This is a genomic window from Mycetocola sp. Y442, from assembly GCF_056898615.1.
In genome coordinates this window covers 931,950-953,643 of record NZ_JBXHBV010000001.1, presented here as the reverse complement: position 1 = coordinate 953,643, position 21,694 = coordinate 931,950, and the positions used below count along the sequence as shown (strand labels likewise).

General features: G+C 64.5%; 20 protein-coding genes. 15 read left to right on the top strand and 5 right to left on the bottom strand.

The window, feature by feature from the left end:
* Position 1: 1 nt before the first annotated feature.
* Positions 2 to 769, bottom strand: a complete 768-nt coding sequence (locus AC1X6S_RS04520; RefSeq protein WP_483404585.1) for a CPBP family intramembrane glutamic endopeptidase — start codon at positions 767 to 769, stop codon at positions 2 to 4.
* Positions 770 to 998: 229 nt separating this feature from the next.
* Between AC1X6S_RS04520 and AC1X6S_RS04515 the strand changes: the two genes are divergently transcribed.
* The 11 genes from AC1X6S_RS04515 (at position 999) to AC1X6S_RS04465 (ending at position 13,294) form a co-directional block, all read left to right on the top strand.
* Positions 999 to 2,690 (top strand): peptide ABC transporter substrate-binding protein, encoded by a 1,692-nt coding sequence (locus AC1X6S_RS04515; RefSeq protein WP_483404584.1) that lies wholly within the window; start codon positions 999 to 1,001, stop codon positions 2,688 to 2,690.
* A gap of 122 nt (positions 2,691 to 2,812) precedes the next feature.
* Positions 2,813 to 3,742: an ABC transporter permease gene (locus AC1X6S_RS04510; protein ID WP_483404583.1), complete on the top strand. Its 930-nt coding sequence runs from the start codon at positions 2,813 to 2,815 to the stop codon at positions 3,740 to 3,742.
* Positions 3,732 to 4,682 (top strand): ABC transporter permease, encoded by a 951-nt coding sequence (locus AC1X6S_RS04505; protein WP_483404582.1) that lies wholly within the window; start codon positions 3,732 to 3,734, stop codon positions 4,680 to 4,682. The genes AC1X6S_RS04510 and AC1X6S_RS04505 overlap by 11 nt, the downstream gene beginning before the upstream one ends.
* Positions 4,679 to 6,427, top strand: a complete 1,749-nt coding sequence (locus tag AC1X6S_RS04500; protein ID WP_483404581.1) for a dipeptide ABC transporter ATP-binding protein — start codon at positions 4,679 to 4,681, stop codon at positions 6,425 to 6,427. Before AC1X6S_RS04505 ends, AC1X6S_RS04500 begins: the two co-directional genes overlap by 4 nt.
* Before the next feature lie 217 nt (positions 6,428 to 6,644).
* Entirely contained in the window at positions 6,645 to 8,552 is a 1,908-nt protein-coding gene (gene typA / locus AC1X6S_RS04495; protein WP_483404580.1) for a translational GTPase TypA, read from the top strand.
* Positions 8,553 to 8,694: 142 nt separating this feature from the next.
* Positions 8,695 to 9,405, top strand: a complete 711-nt coding sequence (locus AC1X6S_RS04490; RefSeq protein WP_483404579.1) for an AzlC family ABC transporter permease — start codon at positions 8,695 to 8,697, stop codon at positions 9,403 to 9,405.
* Positions 9,402 to 9,716: an AzlD domain-containing protein gene (locus AC1X6S_RS04485; protein ID WP_483404578.1), complete on the top strand. Its 315-nt coding sequence runs from the start codon at positions 9,402 to 9,404 to the stop codon at positions 9,714 to 9,716. Before AC1X6S_RS04490 ends, AC1X6S_RS04485 begins: the two co-directional genes overlap by 4 nt.
* 95 nt (positions 9,717 to 9,811) lie before the next feature.
* Positions 9,812 to 10,357, top strand: a complete 546-nt coding sequence (locus tag AC1X6S_RS04480; protein ID WP_483404577.1) for a hypothetical protein — start codon at positions 9,812 to 9,814, stop codon at positions 10,355 to 10,357.
* A gap of 37 nt (positions 10,358 to 10,394) precedes the next feature.
* On the top strand, positions 10,395 to 10,718 hold the full coding sequence (fdxA, locus tag AC1X6S_RS04475) for a ferredoxin (RefSeq protein ID WP_108391464.1): 324 nt from the start codon (positions 10,395 to 10,397) through the stop codon (positions 10,716 to 10,718).
* A 3-nt stretch (positions 10,719 to 10,721) separates the two neighbouring features.
* Entirely contained in the window at positions 10,722 to 11,840 is a 1,119-nt protein-coding gene (gene dapC / locus AC1X6S_RS04470) for a succinyldiaminopimelate transaminase (RefSeq protein ID WP_483404576.1), read from the top strand.
* Between the two features lie 146 nt (positions 11,841 to 11,986).
* Positions 11,987 to 13,294: a citrate synthase gene (locus tag AC1X6S_RS04465; RefSeq protein WP_483404575.1), complete on the top strand. Its 1,308-nt coding sequence runs from the start codon at positions 11,987 to 11,989 to the stop codon at positions 13,292 to 13,294.
* Positions 13,295 to 13,375: 81 nt separating this feature from the next.
* Here the strand turns inward: AC1X6S_RS04465 and AC1X6S_RS04460 are convergent, their stop codons facing one another.
* A complete protein-coding gene (locus tag AC1X6S_RS04460; protein WP_483404574.1) occupies positions 13,376 to 15,859 on the bottom strand; it encodes a penicillin acylase family protein in 2,484 nt (827 codons plus the stop codon).
* A gap of 91 nt (positions 15,860 to 15,950) precedes the next feature.
* Complete coding sequence (gene dapD / locus AC1X6S_RS04455) at positions 15,951 to 16,916, bottom strand: 2,3,4,5-tetrahydropyridine-2,6-dicarboxylate N-succinyltransferase (RefSeq protein WP_483404573.1); 966 nt, start codon at positions 16,914 to 16,916, stop codon at positions 15,951 to 15,953.
* Positions 16,917 to 16,980: 64 nt separating this feature from the next.
* Here dapD and dapE point away from each other — a divergent pair, with 64 nt between their 5' ends.
* From dapE to AC1X6S_RS04440, 3 genes are all read left to right on the top strand, one after another.
* The gene (gene dapE, locus AC1X6S_RS04450) at positions 16,981 to 18,084 is read left to right on the top strand and encodes a succinyl-diaminopimelate desuccinylase (RefSeq protein ID WP_483404572.1); all 1,104 of its coding nucleotides are present in this window, start codon (positions 16,981 to 16,983) and stop codon (positions 18,082 to 18,084) included.
* Positions 18,071 to 19,276 (top strand): hypothetical protein, encoded by a 1,206-nt coding sequence (locus AC1X6S_RS04445; RefSeq protein WP_483404571.1) that lies wholly within the window; start codon positions 18,071 to 18,073, stop codon positions 19,274 to 19,276. Before dapE ends, AC1X6S_RS04445 begins: the two co-directional genes overlap by 14 nt.
* Before the next feature lie 97 nt (positions 19,277 to 19,373).
* A complete protein-coding gene (locus AC1X6S_RS04440) occupies positions 19,374 to 19,547 on the top strand; it encodes a DUF3117 domain-containing protein (RefSeq protein ID WP_108391459.1) in 174 nt (57 codons plus the stop codon).
* 147 nt (positions 19,548 to 19,694) lie between these two features.
* Here AC1X6S_RS04440 and AC1X6S_RS04435 read toward each other — a convergent pair whose 3' ends face one another.
* On the bottom strand, positions 19,695 to 20,324 hold the full coding sequence (locus AC1X6S_RS04435) for an O-methyltransferase (protein WP_108391458.1): 630 nt from the start codon (positions 20,322 to 20,324) through the stop codon (positions 19,695 to 19,697).
* A gap of 82 nt (positions 20,325 to 20,406) precedes the next feature.
* Here AC1X6S_RS04435 and AC1X6S_RS04430 point away from each other — a divergent pair, with 82 nt between their 5' ends.
* The gene (locus AC1X6S_RS04430) at positions 20,407 to 20,838 is read left to right on the top strand and encodes a twin-arginine translocase TatA/TatE family subunit (protein WP_483404570.1); all 432 of its coding nucleotides are present in this window, start codon (positions 20,407 to 20,409) and stop codon (positions 20,836 to 20,838) included.
* Positions 20,839 to 20,855: 17 nt separating this feature from the next.
* On the opposite strand, the gene AC1X6S_RS04425 is transcribed toward AC1X6S_RS04430, so the two are convergent.
* On the bottom strand, positions 20,856 to 21,686 hold the full coding sequence (locus tag AC1X6S_RS04425; protein WP_483404569.1) for a hypothetical protein: 831 nt from the start codon (positions 21,684 to 21,686) through the stop codon (positions 20,856 to 20,858).
* Between the last annotated feature and the right edge of the window lie 8 nt (positions 21,687 to 21,694).

Here is a 21,694-nt window from a genome sequence, read left to right as displayed (position 1 = left end):
CTTACCGAGACACCGCGAAAAACTCGGGGAACAGCGCGACCGCCAGGGGATAGCCGACGAACGACGCGACATCGAGCAGCAGGTGGGCGATGACGAGTGGCATCACCCTGCCCCATCTCCGGTAGCACCAGCCGAAGACGATGCCCATCGCGACGTTGCCGAAGAACGGCCCGACGCCCTGATAAAGGTGATAGCTGCCGCGGAGGAGCGAGGTCGACAGGATGATGGTCCAGTCAGACCAGCCTCGCTCCTTCAGTCGTGTGAACAGGTAGCCGATCACGAGGACCTCTTCGACGAGCGCGGCGCGAAGAGCGGAAAAAATGAGGATCGGCACCGTCCACCAGTGCGTGTCGAGGGGAGAGGTCTCTATCCCCACGGTGATTCCCACGAATCGGCCGATGAGATAAAACGCAATGCCCGGGATGCCGATGGCGAGAAAGAGGACGACGCCGCGCCGAAGGTCACGACCGGGCTCGGTGAACGTGAGGCCGATTCGCGCCGCTCCACTCGCGGATGCGGTCCAGAGCAAGTACAGGGCGAGAGCGACGACGAAAAGTTCGAAAAAGATCCCGAGGAACTGGTACGTGAAATCCAGCCACTCCCGCTCATTGAGCGAAGGATTGAGGCTTGCGCTCTGTTCGGACAGGGGGACGTCTGACGTCAATCGCGCTGTCAGCGACACAAGCGAGTAGACGGCGGATGCGCCGACGGAGAGACCGAGAACTATGGCGATTTCCCACCACGCGCGCCTGGCCGGGGTTGTCACCATCGCATCTCCCTACCGTCCCTGAGGCCATCCTTGCCGAAGAATTGCGCAGAAGACGCCTTTGGAGCAGAAAATGTGCGAATTCGCCAATAATTCGCAGATCACGTTTCCGGTAAGTAACGATTCACCCGACAAATTTGCAGATGGGCGCACCGCTACCTATGGTTCTTGTATCCAGCACCGCAGTCGGGGCACAAAACTGTCTGCCGTGCGCACTCGCACAGGAGGAAAATTGAAAAGATCACGCGTAGGCCTTAGCGCCGTCGCGCTGTTGTCTGTAGGCGCCCTGGCGCTCACGGGCTGCAGCAGCAGCGGTGGCTCGACTGAGAAGTCGTCCGGGGCCGACACTGACGCAATCATCACCACAAACGGCAGCGAGCCGCAGATGTCCCTGCTCCCCGCCAACACCACCGAAACCGGTGGCGGCAAGATCATGACCTCGATCTTCGCCGGACTCGTCTCGTACGACGCCGAAGGCGCCATCGAGAACGAGGTTGCCGAATCCATCGAGTCTGACGACGCCACCAACTGGACTGTCACGCTCAAGGACGGTTGGAAGTTCACCAACGACGAAGAAGTCACATCAGAGTCGTTCGTCGACGCCTGGAACTATGCGGCGCTGTACGACAACGCACAGGGTGCTTCGTACTTCTTCGACAACATCGTCGGTTTCAGCGACCTGCAGAACGCGGTCGATGACCCCAGCGGTGCGGTTGACGAAGACGGCAACGCAATCCAGGTCGGCGCTCCACTCGCCGAGGAAATGTCCGGACTCAAGGTTGTCGACGACAAGACGTTCACCGTCGAACTCGCGATTCCTGAGGCCGACTGGCCGCTCCGTCTCGGTTACACGGCATTCATGCCGCTGCCGAGCGCAGCGTTCGAGGACATGGAAGCCTTCGGCGAGAACCCGATCGGCAATGGCCCGTACATGCTCGACGGCGAAGGCGCCTGGGTTCACGAGGAAAAGATCAACCTCGTCACCAACCCGGACTACGACGGCGTTCGCAAGCCGGCCAACGGCGGCCTTGAGATCATCTTCTACGCCACGCAGGATGCCGCATACGCGGACGTTCTCGCGGGTAACCTCGATGTTCTCGACGCCATCCCGGACTCGGCATTCGAGAGCTACGAGAGCGACTTCGGCGACCGTGCTGTGAACCAGGCTGCCGCGATCTTCCAGGGCTTCAACATGCCGTACTACCTCGAGCACTGGAGCGGCGAAGAAGGCAAGCTCCGTCGTGCCGCCATCTCGATGGCAATCAACCGCGAAGAGATCACCGACGTGATCTTCCAGGGAACTCGCACCCCGGCAACCGACTTCACCTCCCCGGTGATCGACGGCTGGACCGACGACCTCGAGGGCGCTGAAGTACTCGACTACAACCCCGACGAAGCCAAGAAGCTGTGGGCAGAGGCTGACGCTATCGCACCATACGGCGACACCGTCTTCGACATCGCATACAACTCTGACGGTGGCCACCAGGGCTGGGTCGACGCTGTGACCAACAGCATCGCGAACACCCTCGGCATCACCGCACAGGGCAAGCCGTACCCGACGTTCGCAGCAGCGATCGACGACCGCGACAACGACAAGCTGACCGGTGGAACACGCGCCGGATGGCAGGCCGACTACCCGTCGCTGTACAACTTCCTCGCTCCGCTGTACCAGACCGGTGCCGGATCGAACTACGAGGACTACTCGAGCGAAGAGTTCGACAACCTCCTCAAGGAAGGCGCGAGCGCTGCCAACGTTGAAGACGCAACCGCGAAGTACCAGGAAGCACAGGAAGTCCTGCTCAAGGACCTCCCGGCCATCCCGCTGTGGTACTCCAACGTGACCGGTGTCTCGGCTGACACCGTCGAGAACGTGGTGTTCGGTTGGGACTCCGTCCCGCTGTACCACGACATCACCAAGGGCTAGTCTCACCGAGCCCAGACCGCACAAGTGAAATGTCCGGGGCGAATTCGCCCCGGACATTTCATTGACTAGAATCAACCAGTGATTGTGACATTCATGTACGTTCGACCCGGCGAAATAACCTGATGCTCTGGTACACAGGTAAACGCATTCTTCAGATGATCCCCGTGTTCTTCGGGGCAACTTTCCTCATCTACTTCATGGTCTTCTCCCTTCCGGGCGATCCCATTGCTGCGCTCTTCGGGGACCGCCCACCTGCGCCGAGCGTCATTGCGCAGATCCGGGCCGAGTACAACCTCGACAAGCCCTTCATCGTGCAGTACTTCCTGTACATCGCCGGGCTCTTCCAGGGTGACCTCGGAACCACGTACTCTGGCCGCCCCGTCGCCGACGTGATGGCATCCGCCTTCCCCGTCACCGCACGCCTCGCCCTCCTCGCGCTCGTATTCGAAGCGTTCGCCGGTATCCTCGTCGGCCTCATCGCCGGCCTGCGCAAGGGCAAGTGGTTCGATACCAGCGCACTCGTTGTGAGCCTTCTGCTCATCTCCGTGCCGACCTTCGTCGTCGGCTTCGTTGCGCAGTATGTCTTCGGGATCGAGCTGGGCTGGTTCCGGCCGACGGTGTCCGGAGATGCGCCGTGGAGCGAACTCGTCCTCCCCGCCCTTGTTCTCGCGTCGGTGTCGTTCGCCTACATCGTCAGGCTCACCCGCGCGAGCGTTGCAGATAACCTCAACGCCGACTTCGTCCGAACGGCGACAGCGAAAGGGCTCTCGCGTCGTCGGGTCGTCACGGTGCACGTTCTGCGCAACTCGCTTGTTCCCGTTGTCACCTACCTCGGCGTTGACCTCGGTTCGCTCATGGTCGGCGCGATCGTCACGGAGGGCATCTTCAACATCAACGGTGTCGGTGGAACCGTCTACCGGGCGATCACCCTCGGCGAGGGACCGACAGTTGTGTCGTTCATCGCTGTCATGGTGATCATCTTCGTGGTCGCCAACCTGCTCGTCGACCTGCTCTACGCGGCACTTGACCCAAGGATTCGCTATGCAAAATAAGAAATACGCTTCACAGGGTCATTACGTCGCGCCGCTCGAGGAAACCCCCGTTGCAGCGATCGACAAACTGGACGAGTCACAGAAAGCACGCAGCACGTGGGCGGATGCCTGGGAGTCGATGCGTCGTCGACCGACGTTCTGGATCTCGGCAGTCCTCATTTTCATCATCGCCGTCGTCGCGCTGTTCCCCGGCCTGTTCACCTCGGTCGCACCGAACGCGAACTGCCTGCTCGCCAACAGCAACGGTGGCCCCGAGGCAGGACACCCGTTTGGGTTCACCCGCCAGGGCTGTGACGTCTACTCCAGGGTCATCTTCGGCACGCAGGCATCCGTCACGGTCGGCCTGCTCGCAACCCTCCTCGTCACCTTCGTCGGCATCGTCATCGGTTCCCTCGCCGGGTTCTACGGTGGAATCCTCGACTCGCTCGTCTCGCGTCTTGGCGACATTTTCTTTGCGATCCCGACCGTTCTCGGCGCGATCGTCCTGATGAGCGTCCTCCCGAACCGCACACCGATCACCGTCGCACTCGTGCTCGCAATCTTCGCCTGGCCGCAGGTTGCCCGCATCATGCGCGGCGCTGTGCTCAGCGCGAAAAACTCCGACTACGTCATGGCGTCGATCGCCCTCGGTGTGTCGAAGTTCAAGATCCTCCTCCGCCACGTCATCCCGAACGCGATCGCCCCCGTGATCGTGATCGCGACGGTGTCGCTCGGTACGTTCATCGTCGCCGAGTCCACCCTGTCGTTCCTCGGTATCGGTCTCCCGCCGAGCGTGATGTCGTGGGGCAATGACATCGGCCAGGCGCGGACATCGATCCGCACCAGCCCGCAGACGTTGCTCTACCCCGCAGCGGCACTCTCACTCACCGTGCTCTCGTTCCTCATGCTCGGCGATGTCGTCCGTGATGCACTCGACCCGAAGGCGAGGGCACGTCGATGAGCCAGCCAGTAACGGATGCCGTGGCCTCGCCGCGCGATTCATCCACCGAACCGCTTCTCCAGATCCGCGACCTCGAGGTCGGATTCCAGACACAGCGAGGCATCGTCCCCGCTGTGCGTGGCGTCGACCTCACCCTCTACGCCGGGCAGACGCTCGCCATCGTCGGGGAGTCCGGTTCGGGCAAGTCGACGACCGCGCAGTCGATCATCGATCTTCTGCCAGGAACCGGAAAGGTCACCGGAGGACAGATCCTGTTCGAGGGACGGGACCTGACAACGCTCTCGCCCCGCGAGATCCAGGACGTTCGGGGAAACCTGATCGGTTACGTCCCGCAGGACCCGATGTCGAACCTCAACCCGGTTTGGAGCATCGGATTCCAGGTCGAGGAGGCCATCAAGGCGAACAACATCGCCCAGGGCAAGGACGCGCGCCTGCGCACCATCCAGGTCCTCCAGGAGGCCGGGCTGAGCGACGCGGGTGACCGCCTCAAGCAGTTCCCGCACCAGTTCTCCGGTGGTATGCGTCAGCGCGTGCTGATCGGAATCGGTCTCTCCAGTCGCCCGAAGCTGCTCATCGCCGACGAGCCGACGAGTGCGCTCGACGTCACGGTTCAGCGTCAGATCCTCGATCACCTCGGGACCCTCACGCGTGACTACGGCACGAGCGTGCTGTTCATCACCCACGACCTCGGCCTCGCAGCCGAACGTGCCGAGCAGCTCGTCGTGATGTACCAGGGCAAGGTTGTCGAGTCCGGGCCGTCGCAGGAGATCCTCGCGAACCCGCAGCACCCGTACACCCAGCGCCTCGTCGCAGCGGCTCCGAGCCTCGCGTCCCGTCGCATCCAGGCCGTCAAGCAGCACGAGGTTGCCGAGACCGAGATCTTCTCGGAGGGCGCTATCGACACGACGCTCCTCGAGCGTGCGGCCGAACGTGAGAACGCGGCACCGGCCAGGGACCTCATCTCGCTTCGCAACGTGTCCAAGGTGTACCGGATTCGGAAGCAGGGATTCCGTCACGATGAGCTGAAAGCCGTCAACGACGTTTCCTTCGGTATCCAGAAGGGCACGACGACAGCCCTGGTAGGGGAGTCCGGCTCTGGCAAGTCGACCGTCGCCAAGCTCCTGCTTCAGCTCGAGTCGATCACGAGCGGTGAGATTGAATTCGACGGTCAGGATGTCGCTGGCCTCCGTGGCGCTGAACTGCTGAAGTTCCGCCGTCGCGTTCAGCCGGTCTTCCAGGACCCGTACGGCTCGCTCGACCCGCAGTACAGCGTCGGCAACACCATCGCCGAACCGCTCCTCGCCCACAAGGTGGGAACGGCACGCGAACGCCAGATGCGGGTGCTTGAACTGCTCGACCAGGTGTCGCTCCCGGCCTCAACCCGCTACCGCTACCCGAGTGAACTCTCGGGTGGACAGCGACAGCGCATCGCGATCGCCAGGGCACTCGCGCTCAAGCCGGACGTCCTGGTGCTCGACGAGGCGGTGTCGGCGCTCGACGTTCTCGTCCAGGGTCAGATCCTCAACCTCCTCACCGAGCTGCAGACCGAGCTTGGCCTGACCTACCTCTTCATCACACACGACCTCGCGGTCGTGCGGCTCGTTGCGGACAACGTGTGCGTGATGAGGAAGGGGCAGATCATCGAGTCGGCGACGACCGATGAGGTCTTCGACAGCCCGCGTGAGGTGTACACGCAGGAGCTGCTCGCTGCGATCCCCGGAGGCAACTTCGAGTTCGGCCGCTAAGCGGACTGTTCAAGGAAGCACCGGCGCGACAGGCGCGGCAACTACGGTTGGCGGACCTGTGGCTCCGGTGCTTCTTTGCGTGAACCTGAGATCAGTCCCAGCGAGCTGAGGGCTCTGTGCAGTAAGATAATCTGTTGGGTCGGATTCTGGCTCGCATCTGTACATTTCCCGTCGCGCTCATACTCTCGCGACATCTCTTCTTGTAAGGAATTTTTTCATGGCGCTTGCTTCGCGCGACGACCTCCGAAACGTAGCCATTGTCGCTCACGTTGACCACGGCAAGACGACGCTGGTTGACGCCATGCTCCGTCAGACGGACTCATTCGCCGAACACGCGCACCTCGAAGAGCGCGCCATGGACTCGAACGAACTCGAGCGTGAAAAAGGCATCACGATCCTCGCGAAGAACACCGCGGTGTCGTACAAGGGCAAGCACGCCACGAACGGACCGATCACGATCAACGTGATCGACACCCCCGGCCACGCCGACTTCGGTGGAGAGGTCGAGCGCGGCCTGTCCATGGTCGACGGTGTCGTCCTGCTCGTCGACGCGAGTGAGGGCCCGCTGCCGCAGACCCGCTTCGTGCTCCGTAAGGCACTCGAAGCAAAGCTTCCCGTCATCCTCCTGGTCAACAAGACCGACCGTCCCGACGCGCGCATCGATGAGGTCGTCGCCGAAAGCCAGGACCTCCTCCTCGGCCTCGCGAGCGACATGGCCGACGACGTTCCCGACCTCGACCTCGACGCCGTCCTCGACGTGCCCGTTGTCTACGCATCAGGCCGTAACGGAGCTGCGAGCTGGAACAAGCCCGAGAACGGCACTCTGCCGGACAACGATGACCTCGAGCCGCTGTTCGATGCCATCATCAAGCACATCCCAGCTCCCGTCTACGACGACGAGCACCCCCTCCAGGCTCACGTCACCAACCTTGACGCGTCCCCGTTCCTCGGTCGTCTCGCTCTGCTGCGCATCTTCCAGGGCACGATCAAGAAGGGCGAGACCGTCGCCTGGGTCAAGTACGACGGATCCATCCACAACGTGCGCGTCACCGAGCTCTTCATCACCAAGGCTCTCGACCGTTACCCCGCCGAGAGCGCTGGCCCAGGCGACATCGTCGTGGTCGCCGGATTCCCCGACATCACCATCGGTGAGACCCTCGCCGACCCCAACGATGTCCGCCCGCTCCCGACGATCACCGTCGACGAGCCGGCCATCTCGATGACCATCGGTACCAACACCTCGCCGCTCGTCGGCAAGGTCAAGGGACACAAGCTCACCGCACGCATGGTGAAGGACCGTCTCGACCGCGAACTCGTCGGTAACGTCTCGCTTCGCGTCCTCGACATCGGCGCACCGGACAAGTGGGAGGTGCAGGGCCGAGGCGAACTCGCCCTGTCGATCCTCGTCGAGCAGATGCGTCGTGAGGGCTTCGAACTCACCGTCGGCAAGCCGCAGGTTGTCACCAAAAAGGTCGACGGCAAGACCCACGAGCCGTACGAGCACCTCACCATCGACGTCCCCGAGGAATACCTCGGCGCAATCACCCAGCTCCTGGCTGCGCGCAAGGGCCGCATGGACAACATGGCGAACCACGGAACCGGATGGGTCCGTATGGAATTCATCGTTCCGTCGCGTGGTCTCATCGGCTTCCGCACGGAGTTCATGACGCTCACCCGCGGCACCGGAATCGCCAACGCGATCTCGCACGGTTACGACGAGTGGGCCGGCCCCATCGTCACCCGTAACAACGGTTCGATCGTTGCCGACCGTTCGGGTGTTGTCACGCCGTTCGCCATCATCGCCCTCCAGGAGCGGATGACGTTCTTCGTCAACCCGACCGAAGAGGTCTACGAGGGCATGGTCATCGGCGAGAACTCGCGCAACGATGACATGGACGTCAACATCACCAAGGAAAAGAAGCTGACGAACATGCGCCAGTCGACCTCGGACACGTTCGAGTCGATGACGCCGTCACGCCAGCTGTCGCTTGAGGAGTGCCTCGAGTTCGCCCGTGAAGACGAGTGCGTCGAGGTCACTCCGGCCATCGTCCGCATCCGCAAGGTCGAGCTCGACGCCAACGCCCGCGCGCGCAACACGAGCCGCCTGAAGAAGCAGAACGAGTAACAGAAGTCAGTTCACACGAAGCGCCCGGGATCAGTGATCCCGGGCGCTTCGTTCGTCCCGCTACTCTGGATCCCATGTCCTGTACCCGATTGCTGGCTTCCCGGGTCGAGTTCGGGCCGCTTGTCACTGGTCGGTCACAGGGATGAGCCGGCAAGCGCCCCGAACGCCGGAGCAGCTTGCCGCACGCCAGGGCGTTGCTGTCGGTGTCGCCACCGCGGCATATGGAGTCTCATTCGGTGCCCTGGCGGTTGCCGCCGGCCTCGACATCTGGCAGGCCTCGGTGCTCAGCCTCTTCATGTTCACCGGCGGATCGCAGTTCGCTCTCGTCGGCGTCCTCGCGTCGGGCGGAATCGCATCAGCTCCCGCCGCCATTGCCAGCGCCGTGTTGCTCGGCTCCCGGAACACGGCGTACGGCATGCGGATGAAACCGGTCGTCGGCCGTGGCTGGCCCCGTGACATCGCCGCGGCGTGGTTGACCATCGACGAGTCGGTGGCGGTTGCCCTGGCCCAGAAGACCGCCACCGCGAGTCGCACGGGGTTCTGGGTGACCGGCCTTGTCGTTTACCTCGGCTGGAACCTCACCACCTTCGCTGGCGCCCTCGTCGGTGACCTGCTCGGAGACACCCGCGCGTACGGACTCGATGCCGCCGCTGCTGCGGCGTTCCTCGGCCTGCTGTGGCCTCGCCTCCACAGGAAGCAGGCGCTCGTCGTCGCCGGGGGAGCGATGGTGGTCGCTGCGGTCCTCCTGCCGTTTGCTCCGGGCGGTGTGCCCGTCATCGCCGCCGCGCTGGTCGCGGTCGTGGTCGGTGTCACCAACTGGTTCGGGAGCCGGGACGGGGCAGGTGCCTCGTGACCGTCTGGAACGTCATATTGCTCGCGTCGATCGCGTGCGTCGCGTTGAAGCTCGCGGGTTACGCTGTGCCGGCGCACTGGCTGGAGAAACCAGTGCCGTCACGGATCGCCGAACTCCTCACCGTCGCGCTCCTGGCCGCTCTCATCGTCGTGCAGACCGTCGGCGATGGAGTCGGCGTTGTCCTTGACGCTCGAGTCCCGGCTCTCGGCGTCGCTGCGGTGCTCTACGGGCTCAGGGTGCCGTTTCTCATCGTCGTGATCGTTGCGGCTGCTGTTGCCGCCCTGCTCCGGGCGCTGACCGGCCTGGCGTGACCCCCGCGGGCGGGCGGGCGATCGCCACCGCGGCGCCGTCACCAGCACGGAGCACTGAACACCGAGCAGTCAAGCGGGCTGGGTACACTTGGCCGGTGAGCGGATATAACGGCGGACTGGGCAGCAACAACGAACTGGCGGGCAACGGTCCGGCGGGCAGCGGTCCGGTGGGCAACGGCCAGGCCAACGCCGAACCGACGAGCCCAGAGCCGGGTGCCCGCTCCGCGGCAGGGCTGCAGCCGACCAGCGGACGCAATCGAGCGGTCAGTTGTGTCCTCGGTTTCATCGTCGGCGCAGTCTTCGGCGCTGTCGGTACAGTCCAGCACCAGGCGACGCTCGCCCTCGGTTCCTTTAACTTTCCCCTCGGCCTGATCCTCTCCCTCGTGGGCGTGCTCGCGCTTCTGGTGGGCTTGCGCCTGCTCATCGGCGACCGCCTCGTTGTTCTCCTGGCTGCCGTTGGCGTCGTTGGCATGATCGCGCTGCTCTCGGTGCAAAGCCCCGGCGGCTCCGTGCTGATCCCACAGGGGCTGGCCGGACTGGTCTGGACCATCGGGCCGGTGCTCATCGCGACGGTCGTCGTTGCGTGGCCGCGGCTGCCCGAACGGCCCCGGTCGCCATCGGTCACGGTGGGTGAGGCGTAGACTTGACTGAGCCGTCTTTCGAAGGGACTGACCAACTGTGACCTATGTCATCGCCCTCCCGTGCGTGGATGTCAAAGACCGAGCGTGCATCGATGAGTGCCCCGTGGACTGCATCTACGAGGGTGAGCGTTCGCTCTATATCCACCCGGACGAGTGCGTCGACTGCGGAGCCTGCGAGCCCGTGTGCCCCGTCGAGGCCATCTACTACGAGGATGACCTGCCCGAGGAATGGGCCGACTACTACAAGGCGAACGTCGAATTCTTCACCGAGGTCGGTTCGCCCGGCGGAGCGGCAAAGGTCGGGGTCATCAAGTACGACCACCCGGTCATTTCTGCCCTGCCGCCGCAGGCCGGCGTCTGAGGCGTGGCGCTCTCACCGCTTCCCGATTACCCGTGGGATGCCATGGTGCCGTTTGCCACTCGCGCGCGCCAGCATCCTGACGGAATCGTCGACCTCTCGATAGGTTCGCCCGTCGACCCCACTCCCGAGGTCGTGCGGGTCGCCCTGTCCGAGGCGACAGACGCACACGCGTACCCGACAACAGCCGGAACCCCGGCTCTCGCCGAAGCCATCGTCGACTGGTTCGCCAGGCGACGGTCGGTACCCGACCTTCGCTCGGCGAATGTCCTTCCCACCATTGGTTCGAAGGAACTCGTCGCACTCCTGCCGTTCATGCTCGGCATCGGGGAGGGCGACACGATCGTGCATCCGCGGGCCGCCTACCCCACCTACGCCATCGGAGCGGCGATGTGCGGGGCCAGCGCTGTGGCATCCGATGATCCGGCCGAATGGCCGGAAGGCACGAAGCTGATCTGGCTTAACTCGCCGGGCAACCCCGACGGAAACGTGCTCGACATTGACTTCCTTCGCGTTGCCGTCGCTCGAGCACGCGAACTCGGCGCACTCATCGTGAACGACGAGTGCTACGCCGAACTCGGCTGGAGCGGTCAGTGGGCAACCGTACCGGTTCCGTCCATCCTTGACCCGCGGGTCACCGGAGGAAGCGTAGACGGCGTCCTCGCCATCTACTCGCTCAGCAAACAGTCCAACATGGCCGGGTATCGTGCCGCGTTCGCCGGAGGCTGCGCCGCCACGATTGCACGGCTGACCACGGTTCGGAAACACGCGGGACTGATGGTGCCAGCGCCGTTACAGGAGGCGATGATCGCCGCCCTGGGCGACGATGAGCACGTTGCCGAGCAGAAGGCGCGCTACGCCGGGCGGCGGGCCGTGCTCCTGCCCGCGCTCGAGGGCGCAGGGTTCCGTCTCGATCGTTCCGAAGCCGGGCTTTACCTGTGGATGACCGAGGGCAGGGACGCCTGGGAGTCGATCGGGAGGCTCGCTGACCTCGGCATCCTCGCCGGTCCAGGTACGTTTTACGGTGAGTTCTCCCCCGAGCACGTCAGGCTGTCGCTCACGGCCACAGACGAGAGGATTGCCGCTGCGGCGCTGCGACTCTCCCGCGACGGCGTTGGAGCTTAGCTCCAAGAGGTCAAGCCGGTCGTTGGCGGATGCGGTAGTTGGCCGGTCAGCCGATTAGGCTGTATCCGGACCCGTCGCCGCGGCCACACATTCGCGGGGCAGGAACGCCGCACAATCACCTGGAACAACCAGTACAAGGAGGCGCCGTGGGCGACGTCGAGCAGGAGTCAAGCGCAGTGACAGAGAAAGCTACCCTGACCTACCCGGGCGGAACCGCAGAGTTTCCGATCCTGAAATCGAGTCAGGGCGCATCCAGCCTTGACGTCTCAACGCTGACGCGCCAATCGGGCCTGACGACACTGGACTACGGGTTCGTGAACACGGCGGCAACGAAGTCGTCGATCACGTACATTGACGGCGACGCCGGCATCCTCCGCTACCGCGGATATCCCATCGAACAGCTCGCCGCATCCTCCACCTACCTCGAGGTCGCGTGGCTGCTCATCTACGGCGAGATGCCGACGGCCGACCAGCTCGCTGAGTTCGACGAGAAGATCCGACGCCACACACTGCTGCACGAAGACCTCAAGCACTTCTTCTCGGCCCTGCCGCACACGGCACACCCCATGGCCGTCATTTCGAGCGCGCTCTCCGCTCTCTCCACCTACTACGAGTCCGCTGCGGACCCCAGCGACCCCGAACAGGTTGAGCTCACCACGATCCGCCTGCTCGCGAAGCTCCCTGTCATCGCGGGCTACGCACACAAGAAGGCGACAGGCCAGGCGTTCCTCTACCCGGACAACAGCCTGAGTTTTGTCGACAACTTCCTGCGGCTCAACTTCGGCAACATGGCCGAGCCGTACGAGATCGACCCCGTGCTGTCGAAGGCGCTGGACCGACTGCTGATTCTCCACGCCGACCACGAGCAGAACGCGTCGACCTCGACCGTGCGGCTCGTCGGTTCGACCGGTGCCAACCTCTACGCGTCGGTCTCGGCTGGCATCAACGCCCTGTCCGGACCGCTGCACGGCGGTGCCAACGAGGCGGTCCTCGAGATGCTCGGTCGCATTCGTGACTCGGGCGAGGGCGTCGCGAAGTTCGTCGAGCGCGTCAAGAACAAGGAAGAGGGTGTCAAGCTCATGGGCTTCGGGCACCGCGTCTACAAGAACTACGACCCGCGCGCGAAGATCGTCAAGGAGAGCGCGGACGAAGTTCTCGCTCAGCTCGGCGTCAGCGACCCACTGCTCGACCTCGCGAAGGAACTCGAGCAGATCGCCCTCGAGGACGATTACTTCAAGGAACGCCGCCTGTACCCGAACGTCGACTTCTACACCGGCGTCATCTACAAGGCGATGGGCTTCCCGACCCGGATGTTCACCGTGCTGTTCGCGATCGGACGCCTTCCCGGCTGGGTGGCGCACTGGCGCGAGATGAACGAGGACCCGCAGACCAAGATTGGCCGCCCGCAGCAGCTGTACACGGGTTCGGCCGCTCGCGACCTCCCGCAGCGCTAACCGAGGCCACCCGCTGGCACAGAAAAACCCCCACCAACATGAGTCGGTGGGGGTTTTCTGTGCGCCAGGGGGCGCCCGCGTCTACGGTGTGAGCCTCAGGATGTTCGTCGCACCGCTGCTGACGGCATCCGGGGTGTACGCCCATGCCCGTGTCTTGTTCTCCTGCCAGAGCGCGGTCTGGTCGACGTAGGTCGGTGCGAAGGCGTGCCCGGATGCTCCGCCGAGGTTGATCCACGTCGACGAGTCGAAGTCAGCCAGGTCGACGACCTGACGCATGGACGGTACCCAGTCGACGGTGTAGCCGTCCGGGGCGTACCAGCCGACAGCGTTCACCACTGACGAACCACCGGCGAGCTCATACGGTCCGCGGTTGAACAGCCACTCGATCGGCGCGATCCCGGATTCGCCAAAGCTCGCGTTGCGGATGGTCAACGTGTGGAGTTCGCCCCAGGTCCAGTCCTCCGGGTTGTCGCCCATCAGGTCCTCGGCCTCGGTCCATGCGGCGCTGAGAGCGTGAGTGATCGCCTCGTCGCGCCCGGTGACGTTGTCGTCGGCTGAGACCCACCAGGCCGACTGGGGGTCGTCGAGGAGGCCGCTCACGATCTGGAACCACTGGCCGCCTCCCGAGGCAGGAAGCGCTTCAGGCAGTTTGGGTGAGAAGGTGTCCTCGAGCAGCGTGCGCCAGAAGATGTTGAAGTACGCACTCTCCGCGCTGTCAGCGTCGTCGGCGAAGTCCCAGTCGGCGAGCAGCGCAGCACCCTTTTTGGCGTTACCCGACGGGGTCAGGTCGGCCAGATACGGAGCAAACGTCTCGCCGACCGCGTTGTGGTTGTCCGCCTGGATCTCGCTCATCGTTGCCGCGGTGAATTTGGTGCCAGCGTCGATGTCCGTTCGGATGCGGTCGGTGATGCGGTCTGCCCGGTACCCGGCATCCCAGTCCCTGGTGATGAGGTACGGGTAGCTGGAGTCCACCACGGCGTTGTTGGCGGTGACGATGTACCCGGACTCGGGGTTGTACTGGGTGGGCAGGGCCTCGAACGGAATGTAGCTCTTCCAGCCCGATGCACTCGTCCAGCCTGGCTGCGGCACAGTACCGTCACCCGCTGAGCGGACCGGAATCAGTCCAGGTGCCTGGTAGCCGATGTTGCCATCGACGTCGGCGTACACGAGGTTCTGCGACGGCACTTCGAACAGCCTCGCTCCCTCACGGAAGCTGGCCCAGTCGGTCGCCTGGTTCACGGCGAAAATAGCGCGGGGCGTCTGGCCGGGAGTCAGTGCTGTCCACTGCAGGGAGAGCTCGTATGATCCCTCCGGCAGGCCGCTCGATGCGGGATAGTCGGCGGCGATGCTCGAGAAGTCACCGGTGATCCCCGTCACGAGCGGACCGCGTTCCGTTGAGCGGATCGTAATCGGAACGTCCTCGCCCCCGGCGACCTTCACCACCTCCTCGCGGACGGTGAGCGGGCGGAGGACGCCGTCGAGTTCATAGTTCGCTTCCGCGACCTTCTCGATATAGAGGTCGGCGGTGTCAGGCCCGAGATTCGTGAACCCCCACGCAACCCTCGCGTTGTGGCCGATGATGATTCCCGGCATTCCCGAGAAGCTGAATCCGGCAACGTCGAACGGGCACTCGGCCGAGACCACTGAGCAGCGCAATCCCATCTGGTACCAGACCGAAGGAAGCGACGGGCCGAGGTGAGGGTCGTTCGCGAGCAGCGGTTTGCCCGACTCCGTCAGGCTTCCGGCGATGACCCACGAATTGGAGCCGATGTCGCTGCCTGCCCTGCCGAGAAGTGCTGGCATCCCCGCAACGACGTCGCGGAGCGCGAGGAGTGCGTCGACGGATGCCTCATGTTCGGTGGAGGTGTCCTCGGCAGCTTCGCCGAACGGCGTCGCCATTGCGGAGAGCACGGTCGGGTTCGTCTCGTACGGGTAGTCGGGGTACAGAGTGGACAGCTGCTCGGGTGAGACGCTCGTGGCCAGGATCGCCCGGTCGATCTCATCCTCGAGATTGGAGCGGAGGTCCCACGCCATGGCTTTCAGCCAGGCAACGGAGTCGGCCGGCGTCCACTTCTCCGGCTCGTACCCCGGGTTCTGCAGGCCGAGGACGGCGTACTCGAGGGAGAGCGCTGCACCCTCACGCTGGGCCAGGTAGGCGTTCACTCCGTCGGCGTAGGCCTGGTACCAGCTGAGCGTGAGCGGGTCGAGCAGTTCGACCTCCTGTTCCGCAACAGCGCGCCAGCCGAGGGTACGGACGAAGGTGTCTGTTTCGACCTGTGCCTCACCGAACAGTTCAGCAAGGCGACCGCTCGTGACGTGCCGGCGGAAGTCCATCTCCCAGAACCTGTCCTGCGCGTGCACGAACCCCTGCGCCGCGAACAGGTCGGTCGCGCTCTCCGCTTCGATGACGGGGATGCCGGCGTCGTCGCGGTACACGGTGACGTTCGCGTCGAGTCCAGCGACGGCAAGCTCACCGTCGAGCTGGGGGAATGAGCGCTGCACGGTGAGGACCGCGAGTCCGCCGGCGACGAGGACCAGGACGACGAGACCGCCAATGATGCTCATCAGAACTGTAAACAAGCGCGATCGGCGGCCTCTTGGCGTCCTGGGAACCACGTCACTCCTTCGTGAAACTGCGGGGTTGTGCCGCCCGGTGTCAGGCGTGCAACGCGTCGTTGAGTTGGATTCCCGCTCCTGTGCGGTTCAACACCTCGACAGCCCCCGTGAGGGAGTTGCGTCTGAAGAGCAAGTTTGGCATGCCGGACAGTTCGACAGCCTTCACCACGACCGGTGCGTCGTCGGCGTTTTTGTCTCCGACAACGACGACCTTCGTTCCCGCAGTGACATAGAGCCCCGCTTCGACGACCGAGTCGTCTCCGATGGAAATACCGATTCCCGAGTTAGCGCCGAGGAGCGCGCGTTCGCCGATCGAGACCCGCTGGGTTCCGCCACCAGACAGCGTGCCCATGATCGACGCGCCTCCGCCGATGTCGGACCCGTTGCCGACGACAACTCCCTGCGAGATGCGCCCCTCGACCATCGACGCGCCGAGGGTACCGGCGTTGAAGTTCACGAAGCCCTCGTGCATGACCGTTGTTCCCGGTGCGAGGTGCGCTCCGAGGCGGACCCGCGATGCGTCAGCGATCCGCACCTTGGGCGGGGTGACGTAGTCCAGCATGCGTGGGAACTTGTCGATGCCGGTTGCCGAGATGCCCGCGCGGGAGAGCGCCGGCCGGATCTCGTCGAAATCCGCGGGGTTTACCGGGCCAGCGTTGGTCCAGACCACAATCGGCAGGTGGCTGAAGATTCCGTCGAGGTTGATCGAATTGGGGGTCACCAGAAGGTGGGAGAGCAGGTGCAGCCGGAGATAGGCATCCGAGGTGTCCTGGGGCGCAGCCTTGAGCTCGATCTGGACCGTCACGATATCAATGCGCACGCGCCGGCGCTCGTCGGTGCCGGCCAGGGCCTCAATCGGTGCCGGGACGATCCAGCGTTCCCGGTTGGCCGGGATCGGACCGAGCTGAGGTTCCGGATACCAGGTGTCCAGGACCGTGCCGTCGGAGGCCACAGTGGCGAGGCCGTAGCCCCAGGCGTGCGTTGCGGTGAGTGCGGAGTCCGTCATGCCTCAAGGCTAGCGAACCGCCGGGTTTCCCGACGCCCGTGTGACGCGACCGTAGACTGATCGCATGCCGGACTCGCCAGTGCCATCGCCTGCCATCGATCTCTCCGCGTCGAGCGTCGACATCACCCGAACTATCTGTGACATCGAGTCGGTCTCCGGCAACGAAGCGCCCCTTGCGGATGCCATCGAGCGCGCGCTGGCCGATTGCGGGCACCTCGAGATCATCCGAGTGGGCAATACCGTTGTCGCGCGGACGACCGGTGGCAAGTCGAAGCGGGCGATCATCGCCGGCCACATCGATACCGTGCCGGTCAACGCCAACCTCCCGACCCGGTTTGAGACGATTGACGGCAGGGACTACCTGTGGGGTCGTGGCACCGCCGACATGAAGAGCGGTGTCGCCGTTCAGTTGAAGCTCGCGGCTGAGCTGACGGACCCCGCCATCGACGTGACCTGGATGTGGTACGACGGCGAAGAGGTCGAGAGCGACAAAAATGGCCTCGGCATTCTCGCCGCGTCTCGACCTGACCTTTTCGAGGGCGACTTTGCCATTCTCGGTGAGCCGACCCGGAGCGATATCGAGGGCGGATGCAACGGCACGGTGCGCATCGACGTTGTCACTCGCGGACGCCGGGCACACTCCGCGAGGAGCTGGGTGGGGGAGAACGCGATCCACCGGGCCGCGCAGGTACTGAATATCCTTGCGGCCTATTTGCCGGCATCCGTTGAGGTCGATGGCCTCGTCTACCGTGAGGGACTCAACGCCGTCGGAATCTCGGGCGGCATCGCCGGGAACGTGATTCCCGATGAGTGCCGGGTGCACATCAACTACCGTTTTGCCCCGAACCTGACGGCGGGCGAAGCGGTCAGCCACCTCCGTCAGCTGTTCGGCGGATTCGAGATCGAGGTCGTCGACGCCGCTGATGGCGCGAGGCCGGGTCTCGATGCGCCGCTCGCACAGGAATTCATGAGGGCCGTCGGCGGTACAGCGCTCCCGAAATACGGCTGGACCGACGTCGCCCGGTTCTCGGCCCTCGGCATCCCCGCCGTGAACTATGGCCCTGGGGACCCGCTCACCGCGCATGCCGATGACGAACGTGTCGCACTCGATGAGATCGTCGCGTGCGAGAACGGGCTGCGTACGTGGCTGACCGGTGCGGCCGCCTGAGCTCTGGCGCCGGCTGCGCTGGTGGGGGCGTGTCCTCGCCATCGCTGCAGCAGGGCGGCTGATTTCGACAGCGATCCTCGTCTGGTTCGCGAAGCTCCAGCCTGCCAACGCCTGGACGGGTCCGTCGCCCGCGTACGCCGACTTCGCCTCGCTCTGGGATGGCCGGTGGTACCAGATCGTTGCTCTCTCCGGGTATCCGGCAGAGTTGCCGGTCGACGCTGACGGTCACGTCGCAGAGAACGCGTGGGCGTTCATGCCCGTGTATCCCGCGGTCGTGCGGCTCGTCATGGGGCTTACCGGACTGGGCTGGGCGCCAGCGGCTGTACTTGTGTCCGTGCTCGCGATCTTCGCTGCGACGCTGGTCTTTTATCGGTTGATGCGACTCGTTCTCGACGAATCGACCGCCCTGTTCAGCGTGGTGCTGTTTTCGGTTGCCCCACTCTCGCCCATTCTTCAGGTCGCGTACGCGGAATCGTTGCACGTGTTGCTGCTCGCGGCCGCGCTCTACCTCGTTCTCACCCGTCGTTATCTCCCGGCTGCGGGGGTGATCGCCGTGATGTGTTTCACGCGCCCGTCCGGACTTGCGTTCTCACTCTTCCTCGTCCTTCACGTCCTGGTGCGCTGGTTCCGGCGCCGTACGACGGGGGAGAGTCTCCCGGACCTCGTACCACCCGCGGCGCTCGCTGTGTTGAGCGGAGTTCTCGGTCTGGCCTGGCCCGCTATCGCGTGGGCGGTCACCGGGTCGATCACCGCATACACCGACACTGAGCTCGCGTGGCGGAGCGCGTACATCGGTCACGGCCACCTGGTGCCGTTCGCGCCGTGGTTCCAGGGACTCGGCTGGTGGGCCACCAACGGGCTCGGTCTTCCAGACTCGCCCTGGTGGGGGGTCCTGGGTGTGACGGTGCTCGTCGTACTCGCGGTGCTCGGACTCCTCTCGCCACCGGCACGGAAGCTCGGTATCGATCTCCGGCTCTGGCTTGCGAGCTACCTCATCTACCTCTTCGCCGTGTTCTTCCCGCAGTCGAGCACCTTCAGGCTCCTCGTACCGCTGTTTCCGGCCGCGGGTGCGTTCGCCGTTCCACGCTCGCGTGTGTACCGGGTGGGTCTTGTTCTCGCCTCGATCGCGGGCCAGATCGGGTGGGTACTCATCGCGTGGCGCGTCGACGGTTACGACTGGACTCCGCCGTGATCTGGTGTCCCCAGTTTGGGTGAGTCTGCGGGCCGATTTCGTTCGTTCACAGCGGGTAGCGGATAATAGGAGGACAAAGCAACGAAAGGGGAGCCGAATGGCCGCGATGAAGCCGAGGACTGGCGACGGACCAATGGAGGCCGTGAAGGAGGGTCGGCTGATCATCGTGCGGGTTCCGCTCGAAGGCGGTGGGCGCCTGGTTGTGTCAGTCAACGACGCCGAAGCCAGGGAACTTCACGACGCGCTGGCTGGGGTTGTTGCAGTCAGCTAGACCGATTTTAACTACGAGGCGCGGATGTGCGTGGTCATCGACCACCGGCATCCGCGCCTCGTCCTGTTAACGCCTTGTCCTGTTAAGGGGTACGCCCGCTCATGATGCGGCTCACTTCGGTCAGTGCGCCGTCACGCTGGCGGATGCCTAGGCGAGCTTGGTGATCTGGAGCAGACCGTCGCCGACGGGGGAGAGCGCACTCACAACGGCGCTCGATGACGCGATCTCCTGCACGAGGGTGCGGAACGCGCTGGTGACGTCGTCGCGCTGGGCCGGGTCAGCGACCCTGCCCTTCCAGAGCGCGTGGGGGACAAGGACGGTGCCGCCGGCCCTCGCGAGGCGAAGTCCGTGCTCGACGTTCTCGATCACCTGCGTTGGGTCGGCGTCGACGAAGACGATGTCGTAGGAGTTCTCGTTCATCCGCGTGAGCACGTCGAGGGACCTGCCGGTGATCAGGCGAACCCGGTTCGGTGCGACCCGGGCATCGGCAAACGTCTGGCGGGCATAGCCCTGGTGCTCGGCCTCTGAGTCGATGGTCGTGAGGACGCTCCTCTTCGACGGTGACAGCAGCCACAACCCTGAGACGCCGGAACCGGTGCCGATCTCGACGACGTTGACGGCGGCTGTGGTCGCGGCGATAACGGCGGCCTGCGCTCCCATGGCCGGTGAGATCGGTTCGATGCCGAGCTCAAGAGACTGTGCGCGGGCCTTCTGGATCGAATCGGACTCGGTGACGATGTAGTCGGCGTATTTCCAGTTCGAATCTTGTTCTGACACTTCAGCTCCCGGTGGTGGTTCGCCCAAGAGTAGCGGAGCCGTGTCGTGCGTTTTGTCAGGCGCGGCGCGATAGTCTGAACTCGTGTTCTTCGGCCTCACTTTCGAGAAGCTCCTCATCATCGGGGTGATCGCTGTCTTCCTGCTCGGACCCGAGCGCCTCCCGACGTATGCAGCACAGCTCGCGAGGCTCATCCGGTCGCTGCGCGACATGGCCCAAGGGGCCAAGGAACGCATGCGTGAGGAGATGGGGCCCGAGTTCGACGAGGTCGACTGGAAGAAACTCGACCCGCGTCAATACGACCCGCGCCGCATCATCCGCGAGGCGCTGCTCGACGACTCTCCGCCTGAACCCGTTATCGCCCCGCCGAGTTTCGATAAGACCGCTGCTGTTCCCACTGACGACGACGATCTCGTGTGGCAGAAGCCTCGAAAACCCCGCCCGTCCGATCGGCAGCAGCAGATCCTCGAGGGCAACGCCGTGGCCGCGCCACCGTTCGACCTCGAAGCAACCTGACGCGAAGAATCGGCAGGTCACGGCATCCCGCACGCCGATCTCACGAAACTGTAGAGAGCATCGCGGGTCGCGTCGTCGACCGGGAAGCTGTAGCGCCCATCGGTGCCGTCGATAGTGACCGCCAGGACGAGCACCGTTCCGATCTTGTCTTCGGCAACGGCGTGCGGGTCGCAGCGCGCCGGCCGGATCGGCAGCACTGCGGACTGAGGGGCTGATGCTCCGCTGACGGCCAGGGAGAGCGGCCAGCCTTCCGATCCGTCCGCTGGGGCGAGCAGCGGCGTTGACGCGACCGACGAGAACCGGATCGTTCCCTCTTCGCCCGTCGGTGTAACCAGCAGTGTGAGCCTGGCGACAGCATCCGGCCCTGTGCCGTCGATATTGAGCGGGCCCGTGACAGAGACTGTGGCGATCCGCTCGACGGCGGCTGACACGCAACCGGTCTGATGCAGCCGCTGGAGTGTGTCGAGCCGATCGAGGGGGGTCGTGACGATGGCGGGCCCCGCGCCGAACTCCACCGCGAGCGAGGGGCCCGGTGGGTCTGCCGTCCCTGTCGCACAATTCGCTGCTGGCACCGCCGTGCGGAGGTCCACCGTACGGCCCGCCGCGATTGTGGTTCCTGACCAGCGCGCCGGTTCGGCGAACCCTTGCCAGGTGAGGACGGCGTCGTCGACCGTGATGCTCTCGGCACCGCCGTTGACGACGCGGAGGACGAGGGTGCCGCTCGAGTAATCGGTTCGGCCCTGCATCACCTCGAAGCTGAGGTCATCAGCGGTGTCCGTCGGCGGCGTTGAACAGCCCGCCAGAAACACGAGCGAAGCGGCGAGTCCCGCAAGGACACCCCGCCGCACAGCACCCG